The 24,915-nt window shown below is 45.1% G+C and carries 30 protein-coding genes and 1 pseudogene; 13 read left to right on the top strand and 18 right to left on the bottom strand.

Annotated elements, in window-relative coordinates:
• Positions 1-6: 6 nt before the first annotated feature.
• The gene (locus ACQ86K_RS14965) at positions 7-957 is read right to left on the bottom strand and encodes an RraA family protein (RefSeq protein ID WP_256337369.1); all 951 of its coding nucleotides are present in this window, start codon (positions 955-957) and stop codon (positions 7-9) included.
• A gap of 247 nt (positions 958-1,204) precedes the next feature.
• Here ACQ86K_RS14965 and ACQ86K_RS14970 point away from each other — a divergent pair, with 247 nt between their 5' ends.
• The 3 genes from ACQ86K_RS14970 (at position 1,205) to ACQ86K_RS14980 (ending at position 3,622) form a co-directional block, all read left to right on the top strand.
• Complete coding sequence (locus ACQ86K_RS14970; protein ID WP_431200644.1) at positions 1,205-1,963, top strand: hypothetical protein; 759 nt, start codon at positions 1,205-1,207, stop codon at positions 1,961-1,963.
• 33 nt (positions 1,964-1,996) lie between these two features.
• Positions 1,997-2,209 (top strand): AraC family transcriptional regulator, encoded by a 213-nt coding sequence (locus ACQ86K_RS14975; protein ID WP_431200859.1) that lies wholly within the window; start codon positions 1,997-1,999, stop codon positions 2,207-2,209.
• Between the two features lie 111 nt (positions 2,210-2,320).
• Positions 2,321-3,622, top strand: a complete 1,302-nt coding sequence (locus ACQ86K_RS14980) for a gluconokinase (RefSeq protein ID WP_431200860.1) — start codon at positions 2,321-2,323, stop codon at positions 3,620-3,622.
• 88 nt (positions 3,623-3,710) lie between these two features.
• Here the strand turns inward: ACQ86K_RS14980 and ACQ86K_RS14985 are convergent, their stop codons facing one another.
• Together ACQ86K_RS14985 and ACQ86K_RS14990 are read right to left on the bottom strand one after the other, a co-directional pair.
• On the bottom strand, positions 3,711-3,893 hold the full coding sequence (locus ACQ86K_RS14985; RefSeq protein ID WP_431200645.1) for a hypothetical protein: 183 nt from the start codon (positions 3,891-3,893) through the stop codon (positions 3,711-3,713).
• A 2-nt stretch (positions 3,894-3,895) separates the two neighbouring features.
• Positions 3,896-4,996: an alpha-L-fucosidase gene (locus ACQ86K_RS14990; RefSeq protein WP_176844398.1), complete on the bottom strand. Its 1,101-nt coding sequence runs from the start codon at positions 4,994-4,996 to the stop codon at positions 3,896-3,898.
• Between the two features lie 433 nt (positions 4,997-5,429).
• Here ACQ86K_RS14990 and ACQ86K_RS14995 point away from each other — a divergent pair, with 433 nt between their 5' ends.
• The 9 genes from ACQ86K_RS14995 to ACQ86K_RS15035 all read left to right on the top strand — a co-directional run bounded on the left by ACQ86K_RS14995 (position 5,430) and on the right by ACQ86K_RS15035 (position 12,389).
• Positions 5,430-5,792, top strand: coding sequence for a transmembrane 220 family protein (locus ACQ86K_RS14995; RefSeq protein WP_091164103.1), 363 nt, complete (start codon positions 5,430-5,432; stop codon positions 5,790-5,792).
• A 36-nt stretch (positions 5,793-5,828) separates the two neighbouring features.
• Positions 5,829-6,383: an EboA domain-containing protein gene (locus ACQ86K_RS15000; protein WP_431200646.1), complete on the top strand. Its 555-nt coding sequence runs from the start codon at positions 5,829-5,831 to the stop codon at positions 6,381-6,383.
• An 8-nt stretch (positions 6,384-6,391) separates the two neighbouring features.
• Positions 6,392-6,700, top strand: coding sequence for a hypothetical protein (locus tag ACQ86K_RS15005; RefSeq protein WP_431200647.1), 309 nt, complete (start codon positions 6,392-6,394; stop codon positions 6,698-6,700).
• A gap of 9 nt (positions 6,701-6,709) precedes the next feature.
• Positions 6,710-7,696: a TatD family hydrolase gene (locus ACQ86K_RS15010; protein ID WP_091164100.1), complete on the top strand. Its 987-nt coding sequence runs from the start codon at positions 6,710-6,712 to the stop codon at positions 7,694-7,696.
• A 2-nt stretch (positions 7,697-7,698) separates the two neighbouring features.
• Positions 7,699-8,589, top strand: a complete 891-nt coding sequence (gene eboC, locus ACQ86K_RS15015; protein WP_431200648.1) for a UbiA-like protein EboC — start codon at positions 7,699-7,701, stop codon at positions 8,587-8,589.
• Between the two features lie 29 nt (positions 8,590-8,618).
• Positions 8,619-9,176, top strand: coding sequence for a hypothetical protein (locus ACQ86K_RS15020; RefSeq protein ID WP_431200649.1), 558 nt, complete (start codon positions 8,619-8,621; stop codon positions 9,174-9,176).
• A complete protein-coding gene (locus ACQ86K_RS15025; protein ID WP_431200650.1) occupies positions 9,173-9,790 on the top strand; it encodes a 3-dehydroquinate synthase family protein in 618 nt (205 codons plus the stop codon). The genes ACQ86K_RS15020 and ACQ86K_RS15025 overlap by 4 nt, the downstream gene beginning before the upstream one ends.
• 21 nt (positions 9,791-9,811) lie before the next feature.
• Positions 9,812-10,972, top strand: a complete 1,161-nt coding sequence (gene eboE / locus ACQ86K_RS15030; protein ID WP_431200651.1) for a metabolite traffic protein EboE — start codon at positions 9,812-9,814, stop codon at positions 10,970-10,972.
• Between the two features lie 64 nt (positions 10,973-11,036).
• Complete coding sequence (locus ACQ86K_RS15035) at positions 11,037-12,389, top strand: alkaline phosphatase family protein (protein ID WP_091164089.1); 1,353 nt, start codon at positions 11,037-11,039, stop codon at positions 12,387-12,389.
• Between the two features lie 101 nt (positions 12,390-12,490).
• Here the strand turns inward: ACQ86K_RS15035 and ACQ86K_RS15040 are convergent, their stop codons facing one another.
• The 8 genes and pseudogenes from ACQ86K_RS15040 to ACQ86K_RS15075 all read right to left on the bottom strand — a co-directional run bounded on the left by ACQ86K_RS15040 (position 12,491) and on the right by ACQ86K_RS15075 (position 18,604).
• Positions 12,491-13,579, bottom strand: coding sequence for an MBL fold metallo-hydrolase (locus ACQ86K_RS15040; protein WP_091164087.1), 1,089 nt, complete (start codon positions 13,577-13,579; stop codon positions 12,491-12,493).
• A gap of 427 nt (positions 13,580-14,006) precedes the next feature.
• On the bottom strand, positions 14,007-14,240 hold the full coding sequence (locus tag ACQ86K_RS15045; protein WP_090526116.1) for a hypothetical protein: 234 nt from the start codon (positions 14,238-14,240) through the stop codon (positions 14,007-14,009).
• 116 nt (positions 14,241-14,356) lie between these two features.
• Positions 14,357-14,731 (bottom strand): DoxX family membrane protein, encoded by a 375-nt coding sequence (locus ACQ86K_RS15050; RefSeq protein ID WP_091164081.1) that lies wholly within the window; start codon positions 14,729-14,731, stop codon positions 14,357-14,359.
• Positions 14,731-15,327 (bottom strand): MATE family efflux transporter, encoded by a 597-nt coding sequence (locus ACQ86K_RS15055; protein WP_431200652.1) that lies wholly within the window; start codon positions 15,325-15,327, stop codon positions 14,731-14,733. Before ACQ86K_RS15055 ends, ACQ86K_RS15050 begins: the two co-directional genes overlap by 1 nt.
• A gap of 176 nt (positions 15,328-15,503) precedes the next feature.
• The gene (locus ACQ86K_RS15060) at positions 15,504-16,517 is read right to left on the bottom strand and encodes a PEP-utilizing enzyme (RefSeq protein WP_431200653.1); all 1,014 of its coding nucleotides are present in this window, start codon (positions 16,515-16,517) and stop codon (positions 15,504-15,506) included.
• A pseudogene (locus ACQ86K_RS15065) lies at positions 16,459-18,143 on the bottom strand (PEP/pyruvate-binding domain-containing protein). Before ACQ86K_RS15065 ends, ACQ86K_RS15060 begins: the two are co-directional and overlap by 59 nt.
• A 6-nt stretch (positions 18,144-18,149) precedes the next feature.
• Positions 18,150-18,305: a hypothetical protein gene (locus ACQ86K_RS15070; RefSeq protein ID WP_431200654.1), complete on the bottom strand. Its 156-nt coding sequence runs from the start codon at positions 18,303-18,305 to the stop codon at positions 18,150-18,152.
• Complete coding sequence (locus ACQ86K_RS15075) at positions 18,305-18,604, bottom strand: hypothetical protein (protein ID WP_431200655.1); 300 nt, start codon at positions 18,602-18,604, stop codon at positions 18,305-18,307. Before ACQ86K_RS15075 ends, ACQ86K_RS15070 begins: the two co-directional genes overlap by 1 nt.
• Positions 18,605-18,651: 47 nt before the next feature.
• Here ACQ86K_RS15075 and ACQ86K_RS15080 point away from each other — a divergent pair, with 47 nt between their 5' ends.
• Complete coding sequence (locus ACQ86K_RS15080) at positions 18,652-18,903, top strand: hypothetical protein (RefSeq protein ID WP_091164073.1); 252 nt, start codon at positions 18,652-18,654, stop codon at positions 18,901-18,903.
• A 34-nt stretch (positions 18,904-18,937) separates the two neighbouring features.
• Here ACQ86K_RS15080 and ACQ86K_RS15085 read toward each other — a convergent pair whose 3' ends face one another.
• The 7 genes from ACQ86K_RS15085 to ACQ86K_RS15115 form a co-directional block, all read right to left on the bottom strand.
• On the bottom strand, positions 18,938-19,132 hold the full coding sequence (locus ACQ86K_RS15085) for a hypothetical protein (RefSeq protein WP_431200861.1): 195 nt from the start codon (positions 19,130-19,132) through the stop codon (positions 18,938-18,940).
• 29 nt (positions 19,133-19,161) lie between these two features.
• Entirely contained in the window at positions 19,162-21,192 is a 2,031-nt protein-coding gene (locus tag ACQ86K_RS15090) for an FG-GAP-like repeat-containing protein (RefSeq protein ID WP_431200656.1), read from the bottom strand.
• An 89-nt stretch (positions 21,193-21,281) separates the two neighbouring features.
• Positions 21,282-21,938 carry an FG-GAP repeat domain-containing protein gene (locus ACQ86K_RS15095; protein WP_431200657.1) on the bottom strand — a complete coding sequence of 219 codons (657 nt, stop codon included), beginning with the start codon at positions 21,936-21,938 and terminating at the stop codon, positions 21,282-21,284.
• Positions 21,935-22,831: an FG-GAP repeat domain-containing protein gene (locus ACQ86K_RS15100; RefSeq protein WP_431200862.1), complete on the bottom strand. Its 897-nt coding sequence runs from the start codon at positions 22,829-22,831 to the stop codon at positions 21,935-21,937. Before ACQ86K_RS15100 ends, ACQ86K_RS15095 begins: the two co-directional genes overlap by 4 nt.
• Positions 22,750-23,442, bottom strand: a complete 693-nt coding sequence (locus ACQ86K_RS15105; protein WP_431200658.1) for an ASPIC/UnbV domain-containing protein — start codon at positions 23,440-23,442, stop codon at positions 22,750-22,752. The genes ACQ86K_RS15100 and ACQ86K_RS15105 overlap by 82 nt, the downstream gene beginning before the upstream one ends.
• Before the next feature lie 29 nt (positions 23,443-23,471).
• Entirely contained in the window at positions 23,472-24,287 is an 816-nt protein-coding gene (locus ACQ86K_RS15110; RefSeq protein WP_431200659.1) for an FG-GAP repeat domain-containing protein, read from the bottom strand.
• A 25-nt stretch (positions 24,288-24,312) separates the two neighbouring features.
• Positions 24,313-24,849, bottom strand: a complete 537-nt coding sequence (locus ACQ86K_RS15115) for an FG-GAP repeat domain-containing protein (RefSeq protein WP_431200660.1) — start codon at positions 24,847-24,849, stop codon at positions 24,313-24,315.
• Positions 24,850-24,915: the final 66 nt, after the last annotated feature.

The raw sequence follows: 24,915 nt of genomic DNA on the forward strand, positions 1-24,915 counted from the left end.
ATTTATTTACCAGGTCCGGCTTTTAAGGATATTTTGGATCTGCTCTTTCGGTACCGGCAGTTCGTTCATATGCTCGTTAAGCCACGCTGAAAAATCTTTTTCGATATCTGCGCTCCAGCGCGCGTCTATTTGCCCGGCTGTGTATTTACCTTCTTTTAACCGCAGGTGGCCAAACATATCCCTTAACCTAACCACTTCAGAAGTGGTTACCACTTTCTCGGCCAGGTGCGGCGGGATAAATATCACTATGCCATTCTCGCCCAAAACCACATCTCCGGGCATCACAGTGGCCTGGATCCTGGTGGGTTGATTGATGCCAACAATCATGGTATTCAGGTCTCCGGGCGGGTTATGATACGATGGGTCGTAACTTTCTACAAAGGAGGTAAAGCCGCCAATCTCTTTTAACCCGCGTAAATCCCTCACCGCACCATTATAAACTATGCCGTTGCCGGTTTTTGCGTAGATGGCATTGCCCACATTGTCGCCAATAGTAGGTCCGTTTTTGTGGGCGCCAAACTGATCGGCAACATATACATCTCCTTTTACCAGCAAGTCTACAGGCCAGGTGTTTTGCCCTTTTTTGCCCTGAGCTTTGCCCCTGTCATCAATCGCCTTCCATACATCGGGGCGGGCGGGCATGAAAACAGCAGTTACTGCGCGGCCAACCAAAACGCTATCCGGGTTTATTACCAGCCAGTTTTCTGTGAGTTGGTAGCCGTAGCCTGCGTTTTTTAAAACGGCCCAGGCTTCTTCAATACTAACGTGCTTCATCCGGGCCAAAATATTGTCGGATACCTTCGGACGCCCGTCGGCAAAGCGCTCACCTTTCCATTCCGGAGTAAGGAAAAATAACTCGTCCCTGGAAATTTGCTGCGCGAAGGCGTTATGAAAAAACAAACAGCATTGCAGCATTACAATACCCGCAATACGGCAAAGAAGAAAACATTTTCTCATCGTAATAAATTTAAAACGCACACTATTAAGGGGAATAGCGTCTTTGGCTTTGGTTGTAACTGGTTATAATACTTACAAAGTATCATAATATTTAACCCCGAAAATACCATTAAAAAACAGCGTTGGTTTTTATACAAATTTTAGTTTTGTAATGTGTAAACTTGCTTTCAATGGGTGCACACTATTGGATGCCCGATAACCGTTGCAGTACAGAGGTGGCAGCAACGTATACCAATTATTATACTGAATGAATCAATTGATACTTCAGCAGGGCATATCTCAAGAACTTATGCATTTTCCGCATATTCTGGAGTTTACCCACAAAAAGAACAATACTATCCAACTCAACTCCTTTAACAGTAACGTTACAGACTGTATTTGCATGTATTATATTTTAGAGGGAAAATTCAGTTGGATGATTGATTTACAACAACATACCTTATATCCTGGCGATTTTGCCGTTGTATTGCCCGGGCAACGCATTGGCGGCGAAAACGGAATATTAAATATCGGCGCTCTGTTTGGGTTAAAGATCTCCGCCGAAGATTGCGGGAAGATTTTGCTGGGCAAATGGAGCGGTCTTACTAAAAAGGAAAAACTATCCATCAACCAGATTTTGCTTGTAAATAAGCAACAGCTTGTTTTGAAACTGAAAGAAGCGCAGGTTTTAATGCATAATTTACAACTTGAATTGCAAAATGAGGAAGTAGGCTTTTACACACGTGTAAACCAGCTGCTTGACGAGCTTTTTGTGTTGGTGAGCAGGCAGTTGATCAGGCAAAACAGTTCCAGGAGAGATTTCCCTCAAACATTCCTGAAGCTGGAGCAAACATTACGGCAAAACCTTGCCCATCAATGGACGGTAGAAGAAATGGCTGCGCTAATAGGTATGGGAACTACAGCTTTTACCGAAAAAGTAAAAAACTATTCCGGTTTTTCACCACTGAATTACCTAATCAACATCAGGATAACCGAAGCTACCAAACTGCTTAAAAAAACGAGGTAAATGTTACCGACATAGCGCTGAGCACAGGATTTTATCTCGTCTCAGCATTTTTCTACAACCTTTAAAAAACTTACCGGGTACACCCCAAGCGAGTTCAGAAAAAATAAAACACCAGATCATCAGTTATACGTCATGAATTGTATTATCATCATAGAAATGGGCACAGACGCAGTAAAGGTCTTCGCCTTTGATCTTTCCGGTAACTTAATCAGTCTCGTCGAAGGGGCATTATCCTACCTTTCATGAGCAGCCCGACCATAGCGAACAGGACCCTGAGCAAATGTTTATTACCATGCTCTATATTTTAAAAAACCTGCTCATTGAGAAGATCTACCCAAAAAATATACTGTAACCTGTATTTGCTTTGGCTCGTCAATGCATAGTTTGCTGGCAGTAGATAAGGAAGGAATACCATTGGGCAATGCTATCACCTGGGCAGATAACCGGGGCAAAAAAGAAGCTGCCGACCTTAAACAAAGCAGCCTGGGCGAGGAGATTTACCGAGCTACCGGAACCCCTATCCATCCCATGTCATCGTTGATAAAAATTGCCTGGATGAAAAATCACGACCCTGAAAAATTCAGGCTGGCGAAGAAATTTATGCCTATAAAAACCTATATCATTCAGCAACTGACCGGCGCATGCGTGATAGACTATAGCATAGCCTCGGCAACCGGGCTAATGAACATCCACAATTTAACCTGGGATGAAGCCGCACTGGAATTTGCAGGGATCACACCAGAGGAGCTTCCGGATCTGCATCCGGTTTTTTACTCGGGCGTAACATTAAAAAAAGAATACCAAAGGGTTTTGAAACTGTCACCAACGGTTAAAATCCTGATCGGATCAAGCGATGGATGCCTGGCCACCCTGGGTGCCGGCGTCTGGGAAAACAGTATGGCAACGATTACCATTGAAGATAGCGGCGCGTTCCGGATCATTGGCGATAAAATAATAGAGGACCCCAAACAACAGATTTTCAATTACCTGCTTACCGAAAAACATATCATCACCGGCGGCCCTACAAGTAATGGCGGTGTGATATTCAATTGGTTTGCTAAACAATTCGGTGATTTTACCGAAGCTTTTGATATCGATCAATCAATGGAAATGTTGATAGAGGAAGCCGCCGGTGTTGAAGTGGGGTCTGGTGGGTTGATCTTCCTTCCTTTCCTGCATGGAGAACGGGCACCTATCTGGAACCCCAATTCCAGGGGGTGCTATTTTGGCGTTAATATCAGGCACGAGCGTAAACATTTTATACGGGCTACCATAGAGGGCATTTTATATGAGATGTACAGTATTGGTCGTACCCTGGAACCACATCGGCATATTGAAACTCTATCTATCAACGGCAGCTTTGCATCTATACCGTTTTGCGCTCAAATCATCGCAGATCTGTTCAACAAGCCTGTCAGCACAATTAGCCATGCAGACAGCATCGGCATGGGTGCTTTCCTGCTAAGCGCTACGGAAATGGGCATTTATCCCTCTTTAGAACAAGCCTCCAAAACTGTAACCATGCATCAGACCTATCTGCCAAACGCCGAAAATCATCAGGTCTACGCACAATATTTTAAAGTATTCGAAAGCCTGATAACAAAAGTCGCTGATGAATTTGACGCTATTTCTGATTTGCAACAACGGTATAGTCAATAAATTAACAAGATGGCCGGGGCCGGGCTGGGATTGACACAGTTTATTTTACAGCCCCGGTTTTAGCCCAACTTTAGGATATTTGAAACAGTTAGTTACCTTTTGTTTTTAACTCCAAAGTGGTTACCAGTGAATCGAGTTTTACTGTGGCTAAGTCAAGACTGATACCTGTTGAATCCTGATGAAATTTAACTTTTTTACCATGCAGTACCCTGCAATGTGTAATAGTTTGTTTAACAGGCGGTAATTTTATGATAGTATCTCCCGCCGGCATTTTCAGCACGTGGATATATATTTTATCCCCCTGCTTGTGGCCCCGTAAAAATCATCAACAGGTTGAAAAGGTCCCGGACGCGTTTGATATATGCTCTCGCCATTTTTTGCTAACCACTGCCCCACCTCTCTCAGGCGATCCACGTGAGCAGGAGGAATAACACCGTCCGGATCCGGCCCAACATTTAATAACATATTTCCACCGCGGTCAACGGTATTAACAAGCATGTTTATAATCTTTTTCAGCGGCATCAATCGCTGAGCCTTATTGTATCCCCAACTGGTTTCATTAAGGTTCAAGCATTTTTCCCATGGGAAGGGAATAATAGGCCCTTTAACATCCGCGCCACCTTCGTCGGTCTGGAAATCTCCCACCATCCCTGATCTTGGATTAATGACCACATCCGGGTTGTAGCTACGTACCATAGCATTAAGTTTTAATGGTTCCCAAAACCAGGCAGCGTCGGCATCTGTACCTTTATGCGCCAGCCAACCGCCATCGTACCACAAAATATCTATTTTGCCGTAATTCTTCATTAGCTCCTCTACCTGCCCATATGTTTGTTTTTTGAGCAAGGCAGCGTTGTCAGGAAGCCCCTTAGGGTCGAAATAACCAGGAAAACGCCAATCCAAAGGAGAATAATAAATGCCTACATAAAGGCCTGCTTTACGGCACGCATCAGTATACTCTTTTACAAAATCACGGTGAGCGGCAGTTTCCCAACTATCAAAATGCCGGTAACTTGAGGGGCTGTTCCAAAGGGCAAAGCCATCATGATGGCGGCTAACCATTACCATATATTTCATACCTGCCTCCTTGGCTACCTTAGCCCATTCTGTGGCGCTAAAATGTTTTGGGTTAAACTGATCGGCTAACCTGGCATATTCCTCTGCCGGTATCTTTTGATTGAACATGGTCCATTCACCCGTGGCTGGAATTGCATATAAGCCCCAATGTATGAACATCCCAAATTTCTGATCCTCCCACCATTGCATCTTTTCGGGCGGAAGATTAGAACCCGGGCCCGATACACCCTGCCCTGCACCCTTTAATGCGGGGTACACCTTACCTTTTTCCATTGATTTTCTTTCTGCGTCGCTCATTTGCTGGCTCTTTACCATAAAAGAATGGCTCAATAGTGTTAGCAGCAAACAAGCTGCCTTGATCGTGGTTTTTCGGTTAAACATAATTAGGGTTTTCAAACAGTAACAATTCAGGCAAATAGCGATGGTTTAAACCTTTTGTATTATAATAAACCCAACGTTTTTCAGTACGGTTTAATAATAAGGTATACGCCATGCTAAATTAATTAAAGCCGGCGACGCAGAATTACCTAAACCAGACTTAATTTTATACAAAAACGACTTTCTACCAGTGCCCCCTGCCTCTGCAAAACTCATCACCTCTTATATGTGAGCATTTTCGCCCGGCTACAAATCCAAAAACATTACCCTTCAGCGTAAGAAAATTTATATTGATATATGAGCCTTAGATTACATTACATTTATTAATTTGCCTGGCTACGATCTGTTCAATATGATTGCTATTATAAATATCATTTTCTGTCTTTCTTTCCTGGTTTTCGCCTACCTTAACCTGAACGATGTCGATCCATGGCTTTGGGTACCAATCTACCTTAGTGCGGCGGTATGTTGCGGGCTGGTAGTTTTTCACTTGGTTTATCCGAGGTTGTATCTATGCCTGATCGCGATTTACCTTGTTCACGCAAGCACCATTTATTTTTCTAAAGATGGTGTACGCGACTGGATAACGAAATATAACAGGCCAAGTTTGGTAGAAACGATGCAGGCAGACAAGCCTTATATAGAAAAAACGAGAGAGTTCTTTGGCCTGCTGATCATTGCCGGCGCATTGCTCATCAATTATATCGCGGCCTGAGCAACATGGCTCGGTCAACCCTGATGATTTGAAGATATGTTCACTTATGATATAGAAAAATTTAAGCCTCTGCTTACAGATCTCATTGCAAGACATGTAAGCCCGGATGCCAAAGACTGGCTGCTGACCCAGGCGAATCACGCTGCATCTGCCGCAGCATTTAACGCTGCCTTCGCCGCTTTGCCGCGTAAGACGGGAAAAGCGCCGGTCAATGCCGGTCCTGAAAATGAAGCCGATTTATCGGCTATCCGTAAAGATTTTTCGATCGCAGGATGGTCGGTTGACAGGCTTGCCAGGGTATGGCTGTTGTTAACGCTTGATACCACCGATAAGGAGCGTTATCAACGCCATATCGAAAACCTATTTTTGGCTGCTGAAATGAACGAATTGGTGGCTTTATATTCGGCTTTGCCTCTGCTTGCTTACTCCCCGATATGGGTACAACGCTGTGCGGAAGGTAACCGCAGTAATCTGGGCGTTGTGCTCGAAGCGATCATGTACCGCAACCCTTACCCTGCGGAAAACCTGCCCGAGCCGGCCTGGAACCAAATGGTGCTAAAGGCACTTTTCACCGAAAAAAGCTGGAACTGATCACGGGATTGGACCAGCGTACCAATGCCAGCCTTGCACATACATTGATCGATTACGCGCGAGAGCGCTGGTCAGCCGGCCGGAGTACAGATCCTATGCTATGGCGATTAGTAAGTCACTTTATGGATGAAGCGATACTGAAGGACATCAGGGAAGGATTACCGGGTTTAAGCGAACTTGAAAGGGAAGCGGTGGCATTAGCTATTGCCGAAAGTGGCTTTGAGCCAGCAAAAGAATTGTTGAAAGTTGATCCTTTAAAGATGGCGGCGGGCAGAAAAACGAGTTGGAACGAATTTATTAACGATACAAAAAATTAATTTTGGGATATGTGTTGCAGCAATTTTGAAAACAGAGAGCAAATACCTGGCGAAAAACCAGAGTCATTTGACATAACCGCCGTAAAAGGTATGCGTTTTTTTGACCCGCATGTACATATGACATCCCGTACTACTGATGACTACCAGGCTATGGCTGATGCGGGCGTGGTTGGGCTGATAGAACCAGCTTTCTGGCTGGGACAGCCCCGGACGGGCATTGACAGCTTTCGCGATTATTACAGCAGTCTGGTTGGCTGGGAAAGATTTCGCTCATCGCAGTTTGGCATTAAACATTATTGCACCATAGGGCTTAACTCCCGCGAGGCAAACAATGAAAGCCTTGCAGAACAGGTGATGGAAATACTTCCGCTGTTTGCTTATAAAGAGGGTGTTGTGGGTATCGGTGAAATAGGTTTCGACGATCAAACTGCGGCTGAAGAAAAATATTACCGCTTGCAACTGGAGCTGGCCAGGGAAGCCGGCCTGCCGGTACAAGTCCACACGCCGCACCGAGACAAGAAAAACGGCACACGCCGTAGTATGGACATCGCGATAGAACATGGCATCGATCCTTATAAGGTCATCATTGATCATAACAACGAAGAGACCGTTAAAGAGGTCCTTGACCGGGGTTTTTGGGCCGCATTCACGATTTATCCCTTCACCAAAATGGGTAATGAGCGCATGGTTGAAATCGCCAGGCAATATGGTCCGGAGCGGATCATGGTCAATTCGGCTGCTGATTGGGGCATCAGTGATCCCCTGGCTGTGCCAAAAACCGCTGCACTGATGAAAATACGCGGCATCAGTGACAAAGATATCCAATTGATCACCTACGGTAACGCGGTTACCGCTTTTGCCCAAAGCGGACAGCTCGATGAAACTGATTTCGCGGCGGTGAGGAACGTTGATCAAAGCGTAAAATTTGAAGGTAACAGTATATTGCGCGGCGGCCAGCAACCGAGAATCGATAAATCATCCATCATTATTAGCTAATCGTGATTTTGAGGAAACTGCACATTTATCTTCAGCTCATGCGGCCCGCAAATATTGTTACTTCGATCGCAGATATTCTGGCGGGGATCGCTATTGCCAGTGCCCCAGGTAGTTTAGTGGAAAGAATCTGGCCGGCCGCCCTCCTGCTTTGCCTTTCCACAGCTTGTCTCTACGGCGGCGGTATTGTTTTTAATGATATTTTCGATGTGGAGACTGATAAGATTGAACGGCCTGAAAGGGCCATACCCTCAGGCAGGGTTAGTTTACCGGAAGCTTCAATGCTCGGGACGTTGTTGTTAAGTGCAGGTATCCTATTGGCGTTTCTCGTTTCGGCGGCATCGGGTATGCTCGCGGCAGCTATCGCGCTCTGTGCACTGCTCTACGACAAGTTTGGCAAACATCATCCCTTTTTCGGGCCGCTTAATATGGGGATGTGCCGGGGATTAAACCTGCTGCTGGGAGTCAGCATAATACCGGATGCGCTCAACCATTGGTCAATGTTAGCATTAGTGCCTGTGGTTTACATATTCTCGATTACCCTGACCAGTCGTGGCGAAGTTCATGGGGGCAAAAAGAGCAACTTGTATATAGCGGCATTTTTGTATGCTGTGGTCATTGCCTTTATCAGTTACTTTTCGTACGTTAATAACCGGCTGCTATGGTCACTGCTGTTCATCTTACCCTTTACCTGGATGATATTCAAACCGCTGTTCACAGCCATAAGAGAACCAATCGGCAAAAATATTGGTAATGCCGTGAAGGCCGGGGTGATCTCCCTGATATTGATGGACGCTTCGTGGTCTGCCACATTCAGCTCACTTACATTCGCCCTGATGATCGCCTGTCTCTTACCGCTCTCGATGTGGCTGTCGAAAACCTTTGCAGTCACCTAATTAATTTCAATAACAATAAATCTTCCCCGATGGAACATTTGCAACAGAACTTCAGCGTAAAATATAGTTATAACGTCTTTTTTACTTCGGCTTTATTCGCAAAGGATAATTCCCTTCTGAACGGTTTTCTGACAAACGCTGCTACTTCAGGCGCGTTAAGGAAGATCCTTTTTGTGGTCGATCAGGGGGTTGCCGATGCCCATGGGCATTTATGCTCTGATATCAGTTCTTATTTTCAGGCGCATACTGCTGTTCATCTGGTGCCCGAGATCTTGCTGATACCCGGCGGCGAGTACGTAAAAAATGATGAACGCTATTTTGATATGATTCTCGATGCGGTAAATAATTACGGTATAGACCGGCATTCATACATCGCAGCAATTGGTGGCGGGGCCGTATTGGATATGGCAGGTTACGCCGCTGCTGTAGCCCACCGGGGAGTAAAACTTATCCGCATACCAACAACTGTGCTGTCTCAGAACGATTCAGGGATCGGGGTGAAGAACAGCATCAATTATTTCGGGAAAAAGAATTTCCTGGGCACATTCGCCCCCCTGCCGCTGTTTTTAATGATGACCAGTTTTTGACCACGCTGACCGACCGTGATTGGCGATCCGGAATATCCGAAGCTATCAAAGTTGCCTTGATCAAAGACCCTGTTTTTTTCAACTGGATAGAACAGAACGCACCCGCCCTCGTGAGCCGCGACGCGGCAGCAATGAATTACCTGATTTGGCGCTGCGCGCAGCTGCACATGCAGCACATTGCCGGCGCCGACCCCTTTGAAAGCGGCTCATCACGCCCTTTGGATTTCGGGCATTGGAGCGCGCACAAACTGGAATATCTTAGCGGTTTCGATATCCGACATGGTGAAGCAGTAGCCATGGGGATAGCCCTGGACACGGTTTATTCCTGCCTTTGCGGCCGTTTAACCGCTGCGGACAGTGAGCGCGTGGTAAGCCTGATCCAAAACTTAGGCTTTGAAATCAGCCACGGGCTCTTAAGGATCAGCGGAGATGACAGCCCGTTATTGCAGGGCCTGGAGGAGTTTCGTGAACATTTGGGCGGGGAGCTCACCATTACGTTACTCAATGCTATAGGCGAAGGTGCCGAGGTGAATGAAATTGATACCGAGCTTTTGAAACAAGCGAGTATTGAACTATACAACCGGCAATTCGAACTTCAGCAAACGCAAATTTAAACAATACAAACATCTGCCCTCATGAAAATAAATGCAGCGCACCTGACCTATTGTACCAATATCCATCCCGCGGAGAACTGGCCGGAAACTTTCGGGGCCCTGAAAAACCATTTCCCGGCAATCAGGGCTGCCCTTGCGGGGAAGGAACAAATGGGTATTGGCCTGCGCCTTTCTAATATGGCCAGCCTGGGTTTGCTGGCAGAGGAAGATAACTTAGCGGAGTTTAAACAATGGCTGTCTGATCATGATGCTTATGTTTTCACGATGAACGGTTTCCCCTATGGCGGTTTCCATAACACCGTAGTTAAGGACGAAGTGCATGCGCCGGATTGGACAACAGTTGAGCGCTTGGATTATACCTTACGCCTGTTTCATATATTGGGCGAATTACTTCCTGAAGGTTTGCAGGGAGGGATTTCAACCTCTCCCTTAAGCTATAAACCATGGCATGCGGCCGGTGAGGCCAGGAACAACGCAAGGGCAATCGCCACGGAGAATATTTTAACAGTGATGGCTGCACTTTTTAAAATACACCGCTCGGCCGGGGTCCTGATGCACCTGGATATCGAACCCGAGCCGGATGGGTTCCTGGAATCAGGCCGGGAGTTTATAGATTGGTTTGAAAACGACTTGTTGCCGCGTGGTATTTTAGTGCTGGGAGAACAGTTTGGCCTGTCTCCGGCTGATGCAGAAGAAGCTGTCAAACAACACATTAACCTATGCTATGACGTTTGCCATTTTGCTATCGGCTATGAGGAACATGAGTGCGTCATTGATGAACTGGCCGCGAAAGGTATCCAGGTAGGCAAGATACAAATCAGTGCTGCCTTGAAGGCCCATCTTCCGGTGGATTTGGCAATGAGGGACGAGGTGACCGACGCGCTTGCCAGATTCAACGAGCCAACCTATCTGCACCAGGTGATCGCGAAAACCGCAAATGGAGAATTGATCCGTTATCCGGATTTACCGGAAGCCCTGGCAGATGGTCGGAACCCGGCAGTCAATGAATGGCGCGCGCATTTCCATGTGCCTGTCTTTGTAGAGGATATGGGTGTTGTTCAGTCAACACAAAACGATATTGTCAGGGTGCTCAACAAATTCAGGAACGCTGCTTTTACACAACACCTGGAAGTGGAAACATATACCTGGAGTGTATTACCTGATGAGCTGAAGGCCCCCTAACACAATCGATCATCCGGGAATTAGATTGGGTTAAAGCGCAGATATCATAAGAAAGAAGACAATTATGAATAAAACGGTAGTTATCGATGTAGTGGGTTTATCCACGTCTCTGATCGGCGAGCATACGCCATTTCTTAAATCTTACATCAAAGACAGACATTTGACGCATATAACGCCTGTATTACCTGCTGTTACCACCGCCATGCAGTCCGCCTACGTCACCGGCAAATTTCCTGTTGACAATGGCATTGTAGGTAATGGGTGGTATGACCGCGCGGATTGTGAAGTAAAATTCTGGAAGCAGTCAAACAAACTCGTTGAAGGACAGAAAATATGGGAAAAGGCCAAGAGCGAAGATCCATCTTTCACGAGCTCGATAATGTTTTGGTGGTACAATATGTACTCCTCGGCGGATTACTCCGTGACGCCCAGGCCAAATTACCTTGCCGACGGACGAAAAATACCGGATTGTTACTCGGAGCCTGCCGACCTGCGTGACCACCTTCAGGCGAAGTTGGGGCAGTTTCCGCTTTTTCAGTTTTGGGGGCCCGGCGCCAATATCAAATCAAGCCGTTGGATAGCTGACGCTGCAATGGAAATAGATACGATGCATGACCCGACGCTAACACTGATATACCTGCCTCATCTGGACTATTGCCTGCAAAAATTCGGTCCGGATTTACCAATTATTGCCAAAGACCTGAATGATATTGATAAAATTATCGAAGATCTGGTTTCGTTTTACAGGAAAAAAGATGCCGAGATCATTATCCTTTCCGAATATGGTATCTCCCCGGTGGACCGCCCGGTTCATTTAAACCGGGTATTGAGGCAAAACGGCTTGTTAGGCATCAGGATTGAGCGTGGACTGGAGATACTTGACCCTGGCGCTTCAAAAGCCTTTTCGGTAGCTGATCACCAATTGGCACATGTCTACATCAACGATGCGAGCGTAACGGCAAAGGTCAAAGCGCTGCTTGAAGCCGTACCTGGTGTTGAAAGGGTGCTTACCCGGGAAGAGCAGGCCACGTATCACATCGATCATCCCCGGGCCGGAGACCTCGTCCTTATTGCTGATGAGAGAAGTTGGTTCACTTATTATTTTTGGCTGGATGATGCGCTTGCCCCGGATTACGCGCGCGTAGTTGACATCCACAAAAAACCGGGTTATGATCCTGTTGAGATGTTTATGAGTTCAAAGCTCCGCGCCGGCTACAAATTGCTTCGCAAAAAGGCGGGTTTCAGGTATGTAATGGATGTCATTCCACTGGATGCCGCCCTGATTAAAGGCTCTCATGGCCGGGTGGATGTACCGTCAGAATATCAGCCGGTGATCATTACCGATAACCCATTGGAAAAACAGGACCTGATAGCGACCGACATTCATGATATCATCTGGAGGCACCTGAAAAATTGATTAGCTAAGCTGGCCTTGTATACTGATTGCCGGTTGTTCAAATGATCATCCTGCCATAGTATATGATCCTTCTTATTAACTATTCAATATTACAAAAGCAGTTATTCAAAATTCCACCATGCAGACTGTTTGAGGGGATTGCCTAAAGTGTAAGGCTCCCCAATACGCGGAACGTTTAGTTCGACACCCAACTCCTTTGCTGCAGACACAAGCCTCTTTATCGGTTCGTTCCAGGGCTGGTTAGCTTCAATAAACTTAGCCCAGTGAATAGGCTGTAACAAACGGGCATGCAGGTCAGCAGCAGCCTGTGCGGGTTGCCCTAACCACAGGTGCGTCCATGGCCAATTGGGGCTATACTGCCCGCATTCCAAAAACGCCAGATCAAATGGCCCAAATTGCTGGCCTATTTGTTTAAAATGCGGACCGTACCCGCTATCGCCACTGTAAAACAGCCTATAATTGCCAATCTGAAAAACGTAAGAGGCCCATAATGTTTTATTCTCATTCTTATAAGTACGATTGCTGCGATGTTGGGCTGGGGTGGCGGTAATCCGAATACCACCGGACAACGTAATCGATTGGTTCCAATTAAGTTCGATGATCTTTTTGGGGTCAAACCCCCAGTATACCAGATCAGCGCCTACTCCCATCGGCACAACAGCCATTTTAATACGGTTCTTTAATTTTTTCAAAGTCCGATAATCCAGATGATCGTAGTGATCATGAGAAATGATCAGCGCATCTATTTGAGGCATATCATCGGCGTGATAATGCTTTGTACCCGGGAATGCGGTAATCAATCCGGGCACCGGTCCGGCATGATTGCTAAAAACCGGATCAATGAGCATATTAAACTGCCCGCTTTTTATTAGTAAAGATGAATGTCCAAACCAAACGATCGTAGGTGCAGGAGCAGCTAATGAATTCAGATCGGTTTTAATCCAAGGAAGTGCGTGAGAAGGCCTGATGGTTTCAGGACGTTTGCTGAGAAAAAGAAATTTACGTTTGACCGTCGAATCGGAAAGTTCAGCCAAATTTATAAAAGCTCCATTTTTATAATTTGGTAAAGAATCCAACCGGGTAAGTTCTTCGCCATCCGGATTTTTACCCAGAGATTTAACTACGCCGCAACCACCGACCGTCAATAATAACAGTGCAGCCAACACAATTCCCAAACACGCTCTTTTCATGCACTAAATGATGAATGTAACGGTAAAAAGCAACATTTATTTTATGAATGCGTTATCTGTCTTCCCGGCCACGGCCACAAAGGTGTATGGGTTGGATTCAGCGCAATTTGGTCAGAGAATCACATCCACAACTCATTTAGATCTATATTTGAAATATAATCCCCCTGGAAAATGATAACAAGGGCTCCCTGGCTGCCATATTCCCACAATTTGAGATGGCCGTTCCGAATTTTATTTCAAAAACACAGCAAAAAGAAGGATGTTAAGATCGGTAAGGTCCTGACGCGAGCCGGTCAATATATGCGAGCTACGTTGTTGGGCATCGACTGCATGGTGAAGTTTATAACGGGAGCACGGCAGACTCAGAAACGACTCCAATAAAACTTTACTCCACCTCAATCCAAACTAACCGGATCCCCAGGAACTTCTAATCTTCCCGATTTTTAATTACAAGGTTATCTACGCTGAGATTACCGACATGGAGGTTTCTGATTACAGCTTTTTTAACCATGATTCGGCTAATCACCAATGCGCCTATAGCAATCGCACCTATAGCCATAGATCCCAATGCTAACACAGCAATTGCTGATGCCCCGGTTGCAGAAGCTCCGGTTACCCCGACACAGTTTGTTTTGCCCGTTTCTTTTTCAAAAAGTTTCATATGATTTTCAATAAAGTCTATCAACTACGTAACACCACTTGCCTATAATCATTTGTAATTTCCAATTCACCGGACGGTTATTATTTAGTTGCGGAATAGCCAGACTATGCCATCCGCTACCGGATCATGTGAAAATATTTCTCCCTGTTTTCAAATAGCACCCAGATGAGCACCGCCCAAAGCACAAGCACCACCGGTATTCCCGAAGATAAAGAAATAACAGTTAACAATATGCCAACCATAACGGGAAAAATGATCACCGCGCCTAAAGCCCTGAAACGGGGAATAATCACCAGGATCCCCCCGATAATTTCGGCAATGCCGATGAGGGGCATCAGCCATTTAATCTGCATAATTGCACCAAACATGGCCATGGCATTTGGCGGCATGTCTTTAGGTACAGGCATGTAATTTAAAAACTTGTTCAGGCCAGCATTGATAAACATCAGCCCGAATAACAGGCATGCAATAAATAAGATTTTCTTTTTCATTATAGAATTATGTTGATAATGCTTGCAATCCAAAGACTTTTCATCGCCATGGCGGCATCACCCGCGCCGCGAAAAATTCCGTTGATCAGAAACAACAGGATAATAATAAGGATGCTGCCCAGCATGATCCGGGTAAAAATAGCTCCGTCCCTCACCACTTCTTCGCTTGCTCCCATTAGCTTTAAGATCTCAGGTGCATATAAAACACCAGCCATGCTTACTATTATAGTTGTAATCAGGCAAATTACCAGCGCCTGGGCTCCTGCATGTGCCGCGGCTTCCGGTTTCTTTTCACCAATCCTTCGCGCTACGATTGCCGTGGCCGCGGTGCTTAAGCCAATAGCGATGGAATAGACAATGGTGATCACCGACTCCGTTAAACCTACCGTGGCTATAGCGTTTTGCCCAAGTTTACCTACAAAGAACATATCTACCACCGCAAAAACGCTTTCCAGGCTTAATTCCAGAATCATTGGGATAGCCAGTAAAAAGATGGCTTTCGGGATACTCCCTTGCGTATAATCCTGTTGCTCGCCATTAAGGGAAAGCTTAATGGCGTTCCAGAGCTTTGAGCTTGTGATTTGTATTGTACTCATTGTTATTTGCTTGTTTAAAAATCCTGTACGGTTGCCGGTTTACTTTGTTGTTTTTCGTAACTCGATCCGTATTGATTATAAACTTAATCAACGATACAAAGATGGGATACACGCCGGTGTTTTGCAGTGTGCAAAAGCGACAATCCCGGGGGTAATTCGCGACAAGATTACTTCGGTTACACGACAGCCTCGCTTATAATTTCCACGTAACCTGCGGTTCCATGCACGCGTATGCGTTGACCGTCTTTAATCAGTTTGGTTGCATTTTCCACGCCAACAACCGCCGGCAAACCGTACTCACGGGCTATTACCGCGCCATGTGTCATTAGTCCGCCAACTTCTGTAACAAGTCCTTTGATGGCTAAGAATAAAGGCGTCCAGCTTGGGTCGGTAAAGGTTGTAACCAGGATATCGCCATCTTCCAGATCAGCACCTTCTACGTTCAGCACCATGCGTGCGCGCCCTTCAACTATGCCGGAAGAAACAGCGAGACCGGCCAGAGCCCCTACCGGGATATTCTCACGGCTGTAATGACCGGTTATCACCTCACCTTCAGAAGTAATAACTCGTGGCGGTGTCAGCTTTTCATAAAATTGATAATCCGTTTTGCGCTGGTCAATAAGCTGGTAATCTACTTTTCCGGTACGCACCACCTCATGCAACTCTTCAAAATAAAGATAATAGCTATCTTTTTCATCACGAAGCACACCGGCTTTTACGAGGCGTTCGGCTTCCTGAAGCAAAGTCTGCTTGTAGATAAAGTACCTGCTCACGATATCGTATTTCGGATATTCGCGGTAGCCGATAAAATTCCGCAACAGGTCAATCATCTGCTTCGTTTCCCGGGTTTTTTCTTCACCATCGTTCAATTGTTTCAGGCGCAACATTAAGTCTTGTTCTTTTTCTAAGGCTGCCTGCTTCCCCTGCTCAAATCTTCGGGTACTCTCTCCCAGTTCAAGGTTTTTGATATTGCTCAAGATCATCGGAACCAGCGCAGCTGGATTTTCCCTCCATCGTGTACGGGTAATATCGATCTCGCCGGCGCAACGCATGCCATATTTGTTAAAATAAGCAATGAAAGCGTCGTGTACTTGCGATCCGCCCTCCAACTGGCATAACCCATTCAATAAATTATTCTGTTTTGCCCCTTGCAGATAGGCGATGACCTCCGGATAGGGACAGAATCGCATCCGCCAGGTCCAAAAGTTCAAGGCCCATTTCTGAGGTAATGTTGTTTGGAACAGAAAGCGACAGAACATCTGCTGCGTTGATTTCACCAAGCCACTCTTTCATCTTGTCATTGATCCAGGCCGATGCATGGATGGCCGCCATGATCACGTTCAGATTTTTCTTTTCTAAAGACAGCTGCCTCCGTTGCTGCATATCGTCCAGGATGTAATCAAATACATCGGGTCCTGTTTTTGCCCGGATGTTATCTTTCAATGCTGATACCGACCTTTCGCTGCTGCTGATGAGATCGGCCACAATCCCGGCATCGGCTCCCGCTTCCGCAAGTATATCCGCCGCCGACATCCCGTGATGACCTTTAACCTGTCCGGGAATATTGGCTCCAGGGTCCTCTTTTACAAAGTTTCGATCGATTACAGTCATCAGGGCATCTTTTATGAGTGGATCTGAATGCCCCAATACATTTAAAAGATTCTCCCTGCCTGCCGGCGAAGCCAGCCCCTTCGAGATATCAACAAATAACCTTCCGCCAGCCATTTTGAATATCGCGCGGTTTCCGGTTAACATCCAAACGGATATGCCGAGTGGTTTAAATGCGTCAGTCATCATTTGTTGATGTCCTACAGATACATAAACCCGGTTCTCCAAGTCGTCTGCCGCTGGCACAGGATATAATGTGGTGATTGGCCGGCTTTGTACAACATAGAATTTATCGTCACTTAAACACCATTCAATATCCTGGGGATGGCCGAAATGTGCCTCGATCATCCTGCCGGTTTGTTCGAGTTGTAAAATTTGCTCGTCAGTTAGCGCTTGCTTATTTTGTTGCTCCGGCCCTATCTCTTTTTGCTCAGTACCGCCATTTTTAATGATCTCAATAGCAATCCTTTTCTCTGAAATCTTCTTTTCAATAATTCTTGAAGCACGGACCTGGTAATTATCGGCGTTAACCAAACCAGAAACCAGTGCTTCCCCAAGCCGAAGCTCGCATCTATCGAGCTCACTTTCCTGTTACCAGTAACAGGATGGGCCGTAAATAGCACGCCGGCTACCTTTGCAACTACCATTTGCTGTATAATAACAGCCAGGTAAACCTTGCGGTGGTCAAAGCCATTCTGAAGCCGGTAGATGATGGCACGTTCTGTAAAAAGAGATGCCCAACATTTGCTGATATGTTTTAAAATAGCGGTTTCGCCGATAACGTTCAGGTAGGTATCCTGTTGTCCGGCGAACGACGCGGTGGCTAAGTCCTCCGCTGTCGCACTTGAACGAACGGCGTAAGCATAATCACCACCATATTGGTCCATACGCGCAACGATCTGGCTTTTCAGTTCCAGAGAAAGAGCTATCGATTCTATCAGTGTTCTGATCTTTTTGCTTATTTCATGGATCTCGTTCCTTTGGTTTTCGGTTAGCAATGCTAACTGCTCCTGCAGTGAGTTAAACTCCTGATCGTTCCCAACAGTTTCTTTAAAAGCTTCTGTAGTTATACAAAAACCGTCAGGCACATTAAGCGCCTTAATCGTGTATAATTCTGCCAGATTTGCCCCCTTGCCCCCGCCGATTAACCTATTAAACGTTTTATCGGCCTTTTTTAAATCAACAATGTATAAACTTCTGTTTTTCATTATACTTTACTTGTCTTTAAACTGATTGACCGTTTCACTCATAATTGCAATCGATCCTTCCAAAAATTTTTCGATGATTTTTAAATCTTCTTCAGCGAAAGAACCGATCAATTGCTCCGAATGGCTGCGATAATCCTTGTAAAGCGGGGCCAGAAGCTGCATTATCTTTTCAGTATCCGGCACAACCAGTACTTTTCGCCTGTCCGTTTTCGCAAACTCTCTCTTGGCCAGGTCTTTTTCTCAAACCTGTCAATCAAACCTGTAACAGCGCCGCTGGTAAGCCCGGTTACTTCCATAAGCTCGCCGGCTGTCATGGCCCCTTTCACCAGGAAAAAGCCCAGGTATTTCTGATCGGTACCTGATAGCCCGGCTTTTCGCGCAATATTCTCATGCATTTGAATGGATGTATAAGCATACAACTGGCTTAGTTTCCTTATCCGGGTAATAGCTTCGCTTTTCACAATATCTTTGTAACTTTAATTATCTTAGTTACAAAGATAATTTCATTTTGTTACTTGAAAGAAGTAATTTAGAAATCGGTGAATATAATTACGTTGTTTCGCGTCCCGACTTTGACGAATATGTCAATGGTATACTGATCATTGAAAGCAAAACCCTCGGTGCTTATTTTATTTCGCCGCTTTATGCCAACGGCTGCCCTATAGTGGTGTTTCAAACGGCATTAGGAAAGCGTTATCCTAATTGCCTTTTTCGTGCGCCCACATATCATCCAAAGCTTATTTGGTGTAAGTACCTGTGAATTAACTGATCGCTATCTCGATTTAAGCGAGATCTCACATTTTCATCGCCATATTATTGATACTAAGTTTTTTTAATTGAACCAGGGTCACTTTCCCTTTTCCTTCCGTAATGTGGTAAAACTGATTTACTTTCAAATTACGAAATCGTTGAACGCTATGGCTGCCAGCCCATGTTATTTCAAGCTCTTCGATAAGCCCGGCATGCCCTACACCTATTTCCGCCTGTATGGGTGATGAACCAAAACTGCCACCCGAATTTAAGTCGCGGTAAACACTTTTTTAACACCATTGTCAACAAATGTTATTTTTAACCGACTGCCAATGGCAGCTTTATTACTTTTTATCCCTTCTGCCTTTATATTTATCCAGTTGTTATCATTTTGACCAGGGTTTACATACAAGGCGCTGGTATAGGCATCGCCGGCGTAAGCCCCGCCCATTTCAATGAATATATCCTGTAAGCCACGGTTCCTGAAATCTGCAAACGCTACACCGTGACCTTTTTGCAGGTTTCCCGTTCCGGAGACGCCTGTAACGTCCTCAAACCGCTGTCCGTCTACGTTCCTGAACATTTTATTGGGTATAATAGAGCCAAAATCGGGGTTGCCTGTGCCAAAATACAAGTCGGGAAAGCCGTCATTATCAATATCACCAAAGTTTGCGCCCATGCTGAACACTACTTTATCAAGGCCCGTTTGTTTGGTAACATCGGTGAAAGTGCCGTTATGGTTATTTTTATACAGGTAAATGTTTCCCGCATTGGGTATGGGTTTTCCGAGCGCTTCGGCAGCCGAATAATATCCCAGCGGAGCCTCGAATTTGTAATCTGCAATCAGGATATCCTGCCAGCCATCATTGTTGTAATCAAAAAACCAGGTAGTAAAAGTACTGTTGCTGTTTGCCAGGATCCCCGATTGCTTTGTAACGTCTTCAAAGTCGGGGGTATTTTCGCTGTTACCTTTATTTTTTAACAGATATTTGCGCCCGTCCATTGTCGAAATAAAAACATCCGGCCATCCGTCATGGTTAAAATCTGCCGATGTAACCCCTTTTACATACGACATTACATCGCAATGCGCTTTATGGCCAACTTCAGCAAAGCTACCGTTCCGGTTATTTATATAAAGCATGCTCCGGTGGATATTGACGCTGTCGCCGTTGTTAAAACCCTCCGCACCTATAAAAACATCGAGCCATCCATCATTGTTAAAATCAGCCCAGACTGCCGCCTGTGTAGGGTGATAAAAAAGTGACCCGGCGGGTATCGTCACATCCGTGAATGTGCCATCGCCATTGTTGCGCAGCAGTGAGGCAGGCTGGTTACCAAAACCGTTCTTTTTCCAGGCACCCCGCAGTACAAAAATGTCCATCTTCCCATCGTTGTTGTAATCAGTTTGCTGAATATTCAGCCCACCGGTAAACTTCCGCAACCCGCTTGTTTCAGACTTGTCAATAAATGTTCCGTCCTGGTTATTTTGAAAATAATGCATGTGATCATCAAGTTCCGTTCCCGAGGTTACTATATCAAGGTAACCGTCGTTATTGAAATCATCCGCTATAACGCCACCCGCCCTGCTTTTCAATTTAATACCAACATCGGTAGCCATATCGGTAAACGGCTTTATTTTTGTCGCGGATGTTTTATTGAGATCTGGAATTAAAAACGGCTTAGGCACACTATCGGGGTAATGCCCCAGTGTCATGTAAGCGATATTGAGCATCCAGCGGGATTCCAGGTCAGCCGGATGCTTCTTCAAAATGCTTTCATAAACTGCAATAGCATGTCGCGAACCGGTTTGATTTACATGAATCGCGTTATCCCTTATTGGGTAGGTACATGACATCCGGTTGTGGTTCAACATACAATTAGTTCGCTCGCCTAACCTCATGTAGGCCAGTGCCATATCCGGTTCAAATAAATCACGTTTTGAGCTATCGGTCCCCCTCACCATCTTTTCGTAGATGGCAACAGCCTGTGTTTCGTCACCGGTTTCCAATAAAAGCTTAGCCTTGGTATTTAAAAGATAAAAATCATTTTCCCTGCCCGGCAGTTTAAGTAAGCTATCGCACTGCGCCACTTTCGCTTCGGGACAAAACGGATTGCGGCTGTTGTAATCCTTTTGGTTCAGACCGGAAATGATCCGGATCATTTTACTCTCCGATGAATCGCGGCATGAGATAACAAATGACATGGCCGGTATCAAAAGCAAAAATTTTGCATAAATATTTAACGACGTTTTTCCACGGGCCAAATTCAAAGCAAAATTGATAATTACATTCTTCGGCATTCCTTCTGTAAAATTAGCTACGCATTATTTTCTCTTAAGATCCCGATCAATATTGAAGGTGTTACATTTTGAATACCACAAGCGGATTATTAAAGCTTAATTTCCCTACATCGGCCATCGTTAGATACAATCTTAACTTTCTGTACGTCCGGGCTTATTTTCAGAAACCTTGCCGATTGTGATAAAAAAGACGAGCCGTAATAAAACTCCTGCTTGGTAACCGAACCGTCTTTTGCAGATACTTCCGCATACGCGTCCTGCGGCTCAATTTTGATAGTTTTAGCCGGTATGTTAAGCTTTAATAACTTCAAACTGCCGTTATGCTCACTGGCAGCGAGGTAATACCGGTTATCTTTCCCCTTAAGTTTTACCAGGGCTTTTCCATCGCCGGGAAAACAGATCCCGCTTTGCAAAATCGTCAATGGCTTAAATCCTCCTTTGCCATCGCCTTTTAAAAGCAATCCGTTTAAGGCATCGTACCGGCCTACCGAAACATTTGTGCCGTAATAATTCCCGTTTATGGCTAAGTCTAAATTGCCATCACCGTCAAAGTCATCCACTACCATTCCGTTAATGGCAGAAACCTGCGCATAGTTTGGCAGAGGGTACATTTTAAATGTCCCGTTTCCTAAATTTTCGAGATAGCATGAAGTAAGCGTATTGGCTTTTAACCGCAAGGCATTTTTCAGTTGTTCGGGCGATAACAAATCCTGCAACGTTGCGTGTCCAAAAGAGCGGTAATTCACAAACTTTTTCGGAGACTGATCATTTGCTTGATAGCATCGTCACGAACAAAAGATGGAAATTCACGTTTCACCCCGTCAGTGTCGGGGAGGAATAGGGATGGAAAGGCATCGGTGGTTTTACGTTTATCAAAATCGCCTGCCGTGATATATACGGGCTCTTTATCGCTGGCCTTGAAAAAACTATTCTTTCCCAGGTTGCCAACAATATAGTCTATCTTACCGCAATGCCTGAAATCGCCGGCCGCGATGGAATTCCACCAGCCGATCTTATCAGCAATACCCGATGCCGCTGTGGAGTTAACGAATTTGCCTCCAACGTTTTTGATAAACGTAATGGGCATCCATTCACCCGCTATAACAAGATCCGGCCAACCGTCATTATCATAATCTGTAACCAGGGCATCACAGGTTAACCCGAGGTTTTTCAAACAAGGCGCAACTGATGCCGTTGCATCTGTAAATTGCAACTTTCCAGGTTTACTGTCGTTACGTAAGATAAAACAGGATACGGGGTTGGGATAATGCCATGGATCAACCCGGCCGGTTACCAGCAAATCGAGCTTGCCATCTTTATTATAATCAAATGCCCTGACACATAGCTTACTTGTAAAATTACCGGGCAAGGCACCTTTTTGTTCGCTGAACCGCCCGCGGCCATCGTTAAGGTAGATGCGGTCTGCATAATTTTTTGAACCCGGCGCGCTTTCATATCCCCCGCTGGACATATACAGATCTGGTTTCCCATCGCCATCGGCATCAAAGAACAATAAACTTTCATCCTTATAATTTGCACTGTCCGGTTTTACATCAATTAAATTTCGCTGATTAAATTTACCGTTAGCCTGCTGCAGGAAAACCTGAGCGGGAAATTTCTTGTTACCACCGATAGCAATATCATCAAGCCCGTTGCCATCAACATCTTCGGCTGCAAGCGCCGGAGCATACGCCGAAAATTTGTGAGGCAATAATTTCTGAATGGTAAAATCCGGAAAATCATCCTCCTTGTGCCTGTAACTAATACCTGCCGTGCCTGTAACTTCAGTAAACAGTGCCCCCTGTTTTTTTGGGGTATAACCCAACTATAAGCCTGACGCGCATCATTGATATTTACTTTCAGCGTTTGATTAGCGCTTACATTTTTTAATACCTGCTTATAATTATTCGGCCATCTCACTACTACAGAGTCGAGCTTATTGACTTTGCCGAGGCCAAAGTGCGCGACGTTTTGGATAGACGATAAATATCCACGATAAGGATTGTTCTCGTATACCTGGTGCTGCTTGCCTGCATAATAGATATCTACCCAGGCACCAATACCATCCCTGTTAAAGTTGTTGCCATTCAATTTTACCTGCAAGTAATTTGATGGTTTGGAGGTAAGTGCGCGGCTATTGTTTTTATAGATAAGAGCCTGGTCATTAATGTTATTGATCACCATATCCATTGCCCCGTCATTGTCCAGATCAGCATAAGCGGCACCGTTTGAAAAGGTCGGTAAATCCAATCCCCATTGGCTGGAAACATCACCAAAGTTTAGGTCGCCATTATTTTGAAAAGCATAATTATGGATCTTGACTGTAGGAATCTGGTCAATAACAGTTTTTTTGAGGCTGTGGAATAAGGATTGTTTCGGTAAACGATAAAGTCATGATCAGTAACATCTTTCGGAAATCCATTGGTTACAATGATATCGCGATAACCATCATTGTTGAAATCCGTTATCAAAGGCGTCCAGCTCCAGTCGGTCTCTGTAACTCCGCTCAAGAACCCGGTTTCACTGAATACGGGGTTCTTGATAGAATCATTCTGCCCCAATCCCGGCCCCTGGTTTATCTGCAAGGTGTTACGTGCATATTGATATTGGTATGCATAATGATTAAATAACTCATACGACTGGTAGCTTTCCGGCATCGACATCATTTTTTTCCGGTAATTATCCGGTGGTGACATGTCCAGTTCAAATACATCGGCCAAACCATCGTTATTTAAATCTTCGATGTCCTGCCCCATCGAGTTCATAGAGGTGTGCTTAAAGTATTCTTTAGATCTATTGGTGAATATACCATCACCATTATTGATGTAGAGGATATTGGGCGATATAAAATCGTTGGTAACATAAATATCTTTCCACCCGTCTTTATTTATATCCACAATAGTTGCCGCGTGCCCATAGCCTTCAATGGATATACCGGCTTTTTTGGATACATCGCTAAACACCGGGTGTTTAAGTTGGGCATCCCATTTGCTTTCATACAACCTCCCTGTACTCTTACCGCTGCCGTCCGCAATTATCGGGCGAAACTGGTTTGCATAATAGCCGTCCCCAGGCCTATTAACGGTAAGATACATATCCAGCTTGCCATCGTTATTGTAATCAAAAAGGTTGCCATAGTAGAATATGCGTGTATATTAAGGCCATATTCTTTGCCTTCTTCCTTAAAGTGCGGTATCCCCTTTTATCTGTCCCCTGGTTTATGTAAAGCAAATTTTGCCTTTTGACGCTATCCTGTAGCAGCGAATTGCATACATAAATATCCTGAAGGCCATCATTATTAATATCGATAACAGCAACCCCTCTGCCCCATTTTCCTAAACCATTAACTCCGGCTTTATCTGTAATATCATCAAACTTAAAGTCGCCGCGATTTAGGTACAGCTTGTTTGATACCATGTTACCCGAAAAGTAAATATCCTGTAAGCCATCGTTATTGAAATCGCCTATGCCAACTCCGCCGCCGTTATAAACATTGGCATTATCAATCGGGTTGATTGAATCGTTCTCGGTAATTAAATTATTGAAAGTAACGCCCGAATGTGAAGACGGTATCAATTCGAACAGTGCTGTTTTCTTTTTAGCGCATGAAAAAAGAACAACACCAACGAGCAATAAAGCCGGGTAAAATTTCTTCATTTATAAATTGGTTTATATGGAAAAGATAGGCTGCTATGCGCAACCTATCTCTTTTAACAAATCCGA

The sequence above is a fragment of the Mucilaginibacter sp. P19 genome, assembly GCF_050632265.1.
Lineage (GTDB): Bacteria > Bacteroidota > Bacteroidia > Sphingobacteriales > Sphingobacteriaceae > Mucilaginibacter > Mucilaginibacter gossypii.

Coding starts and splice junctions, on each gene's coding strand:
- ACQ86K_RS14965 (WP_256337369.1), bottom strand. CDS start 957: ATGAGAAAATGTTTTCTTCTTTGCCGTATTGCGGGTATTGTAATGCTG.
- ACQ86K_RS14970 (WP_431200644.1), top strand. CDS start 1,205: ATGAATCAATTGATACTTCAGCAGGGCATATCTCAAGAACTTATGCAT.
- ACQ86K_RS14985 (WP_431200645.1), bottom strand. CDS start 3,893: ATGCCGGCGGGAGATACTATCATAAAATTACCGCCTGTTAAACAAACT.
- ACQ86K_RS14990 (WP_176844398.1), bottom strand. CDS start 4,996: ATGAGCGACGCAGAAAGAAAATCAATGGAAAAAGGTAAGGTGTACCCC.
- ACQ86K_RS14995 (WP_091164103.1), top strand. CDS start 5,430: ATGATTGCTATTATAAATATCATTTTCTGTCTTTCTTTCCTGGTTTTC.
- ACQ86K_RS15000 (WP_431200646.1), top strand. CDS start 5,829: ATGTTCACTTATGATATAGAAAAATTTAAGCCTCTGCTTACAGATCTC.
- ACQ86K_RS15010 (WP_091164100.1), top strand. CDS start 6,710: ATGTGTTGCAGCAATTTTGAAAACAGAGAGCAAATACCTGGCGAAAAA.
- ACQ86K_RS15020 (WP_431200649.1), top strand. CDS start 8,619: ATGGAACATTTGCAACAGAACTTCAGCGTAAAATATAGTTATAACGTC.
- eboE (WP_431200651.1), top strand. CDS start 9,812: ATGAAAATAAATGCAGCGCACCTGACCTATTGTACCAATATCCATCCC.
- ACQ86K_RS15035 (WP_091164089.1), top strand. CDS start 11,037: ATGAATAAAACGGTAGTTATCGATGTAGTGGGTTTATCCACGTCTCTG.
- ACQ86K_RS15040 (WP_091164087.1), bottom strand. CDS start 13,579: ATGAAAAGAGCGTGTTTGGGAATTGTGTTGGCTGCACTGTTATTATTG.
- ACQ86K_RS15045 (WP_090526116.1), bottom strand. CDS start 14,240: ATGAAACTTTTTGAAAAAGAAACGGGCAAAACAAACTGTGTCGGGGTA.
- ACQ86K_RS15050 (WP_091164081.1), bottom strand. CDS start 14,731: ATGAAAAAGAAAATCTTATTTATTGCATGCCTGTTATTCGGGCTGATG.
- ACQ86K_RS15055 (WP_431200652.1), bottom strand. CDS start 15,327: ATGAGTACAATACAAATCACAAGCTCAAAGCTCTGGAACGCCATTAAG.
- ACQ86K_RS15060 (WP_431200653.1), bottom strand. CDS start 16,517: ATGCGATTCTGTCCCTATCCGGAGGTCATCGCCTATCTGCAAGGGGCA.
- ACQ86K_RS15070 (WP_431200654.1), bottom strand. CDS start 18,305: ATGCAGCTTCTGGCCCCGCTTTACAAGGATTATCGCAGCCATTCGGAG.
- ACQ86K_RS15090 (WP_431200656.1), bottom strand. CDS start 21,192: ATGCCGAAGAATGTAATTATCAATTTTGCTTTGAATTTGGCCCGTGGA.
- ACQ86K_RS15110 (WP_431200659.1), bottom strand. CDS start 24,287: ATGTATCTTACCGTTAATAGGCCTGGGGACGGCTATTATGCAAACCAG.
- ACQ86K_RS15115 (WP_431200660.1), bottom strand. CDS start 24,849: ATGAAGAAATTTTACCCGGCTTTATTGCTCGTTGGTGTTGTTCTTTTT.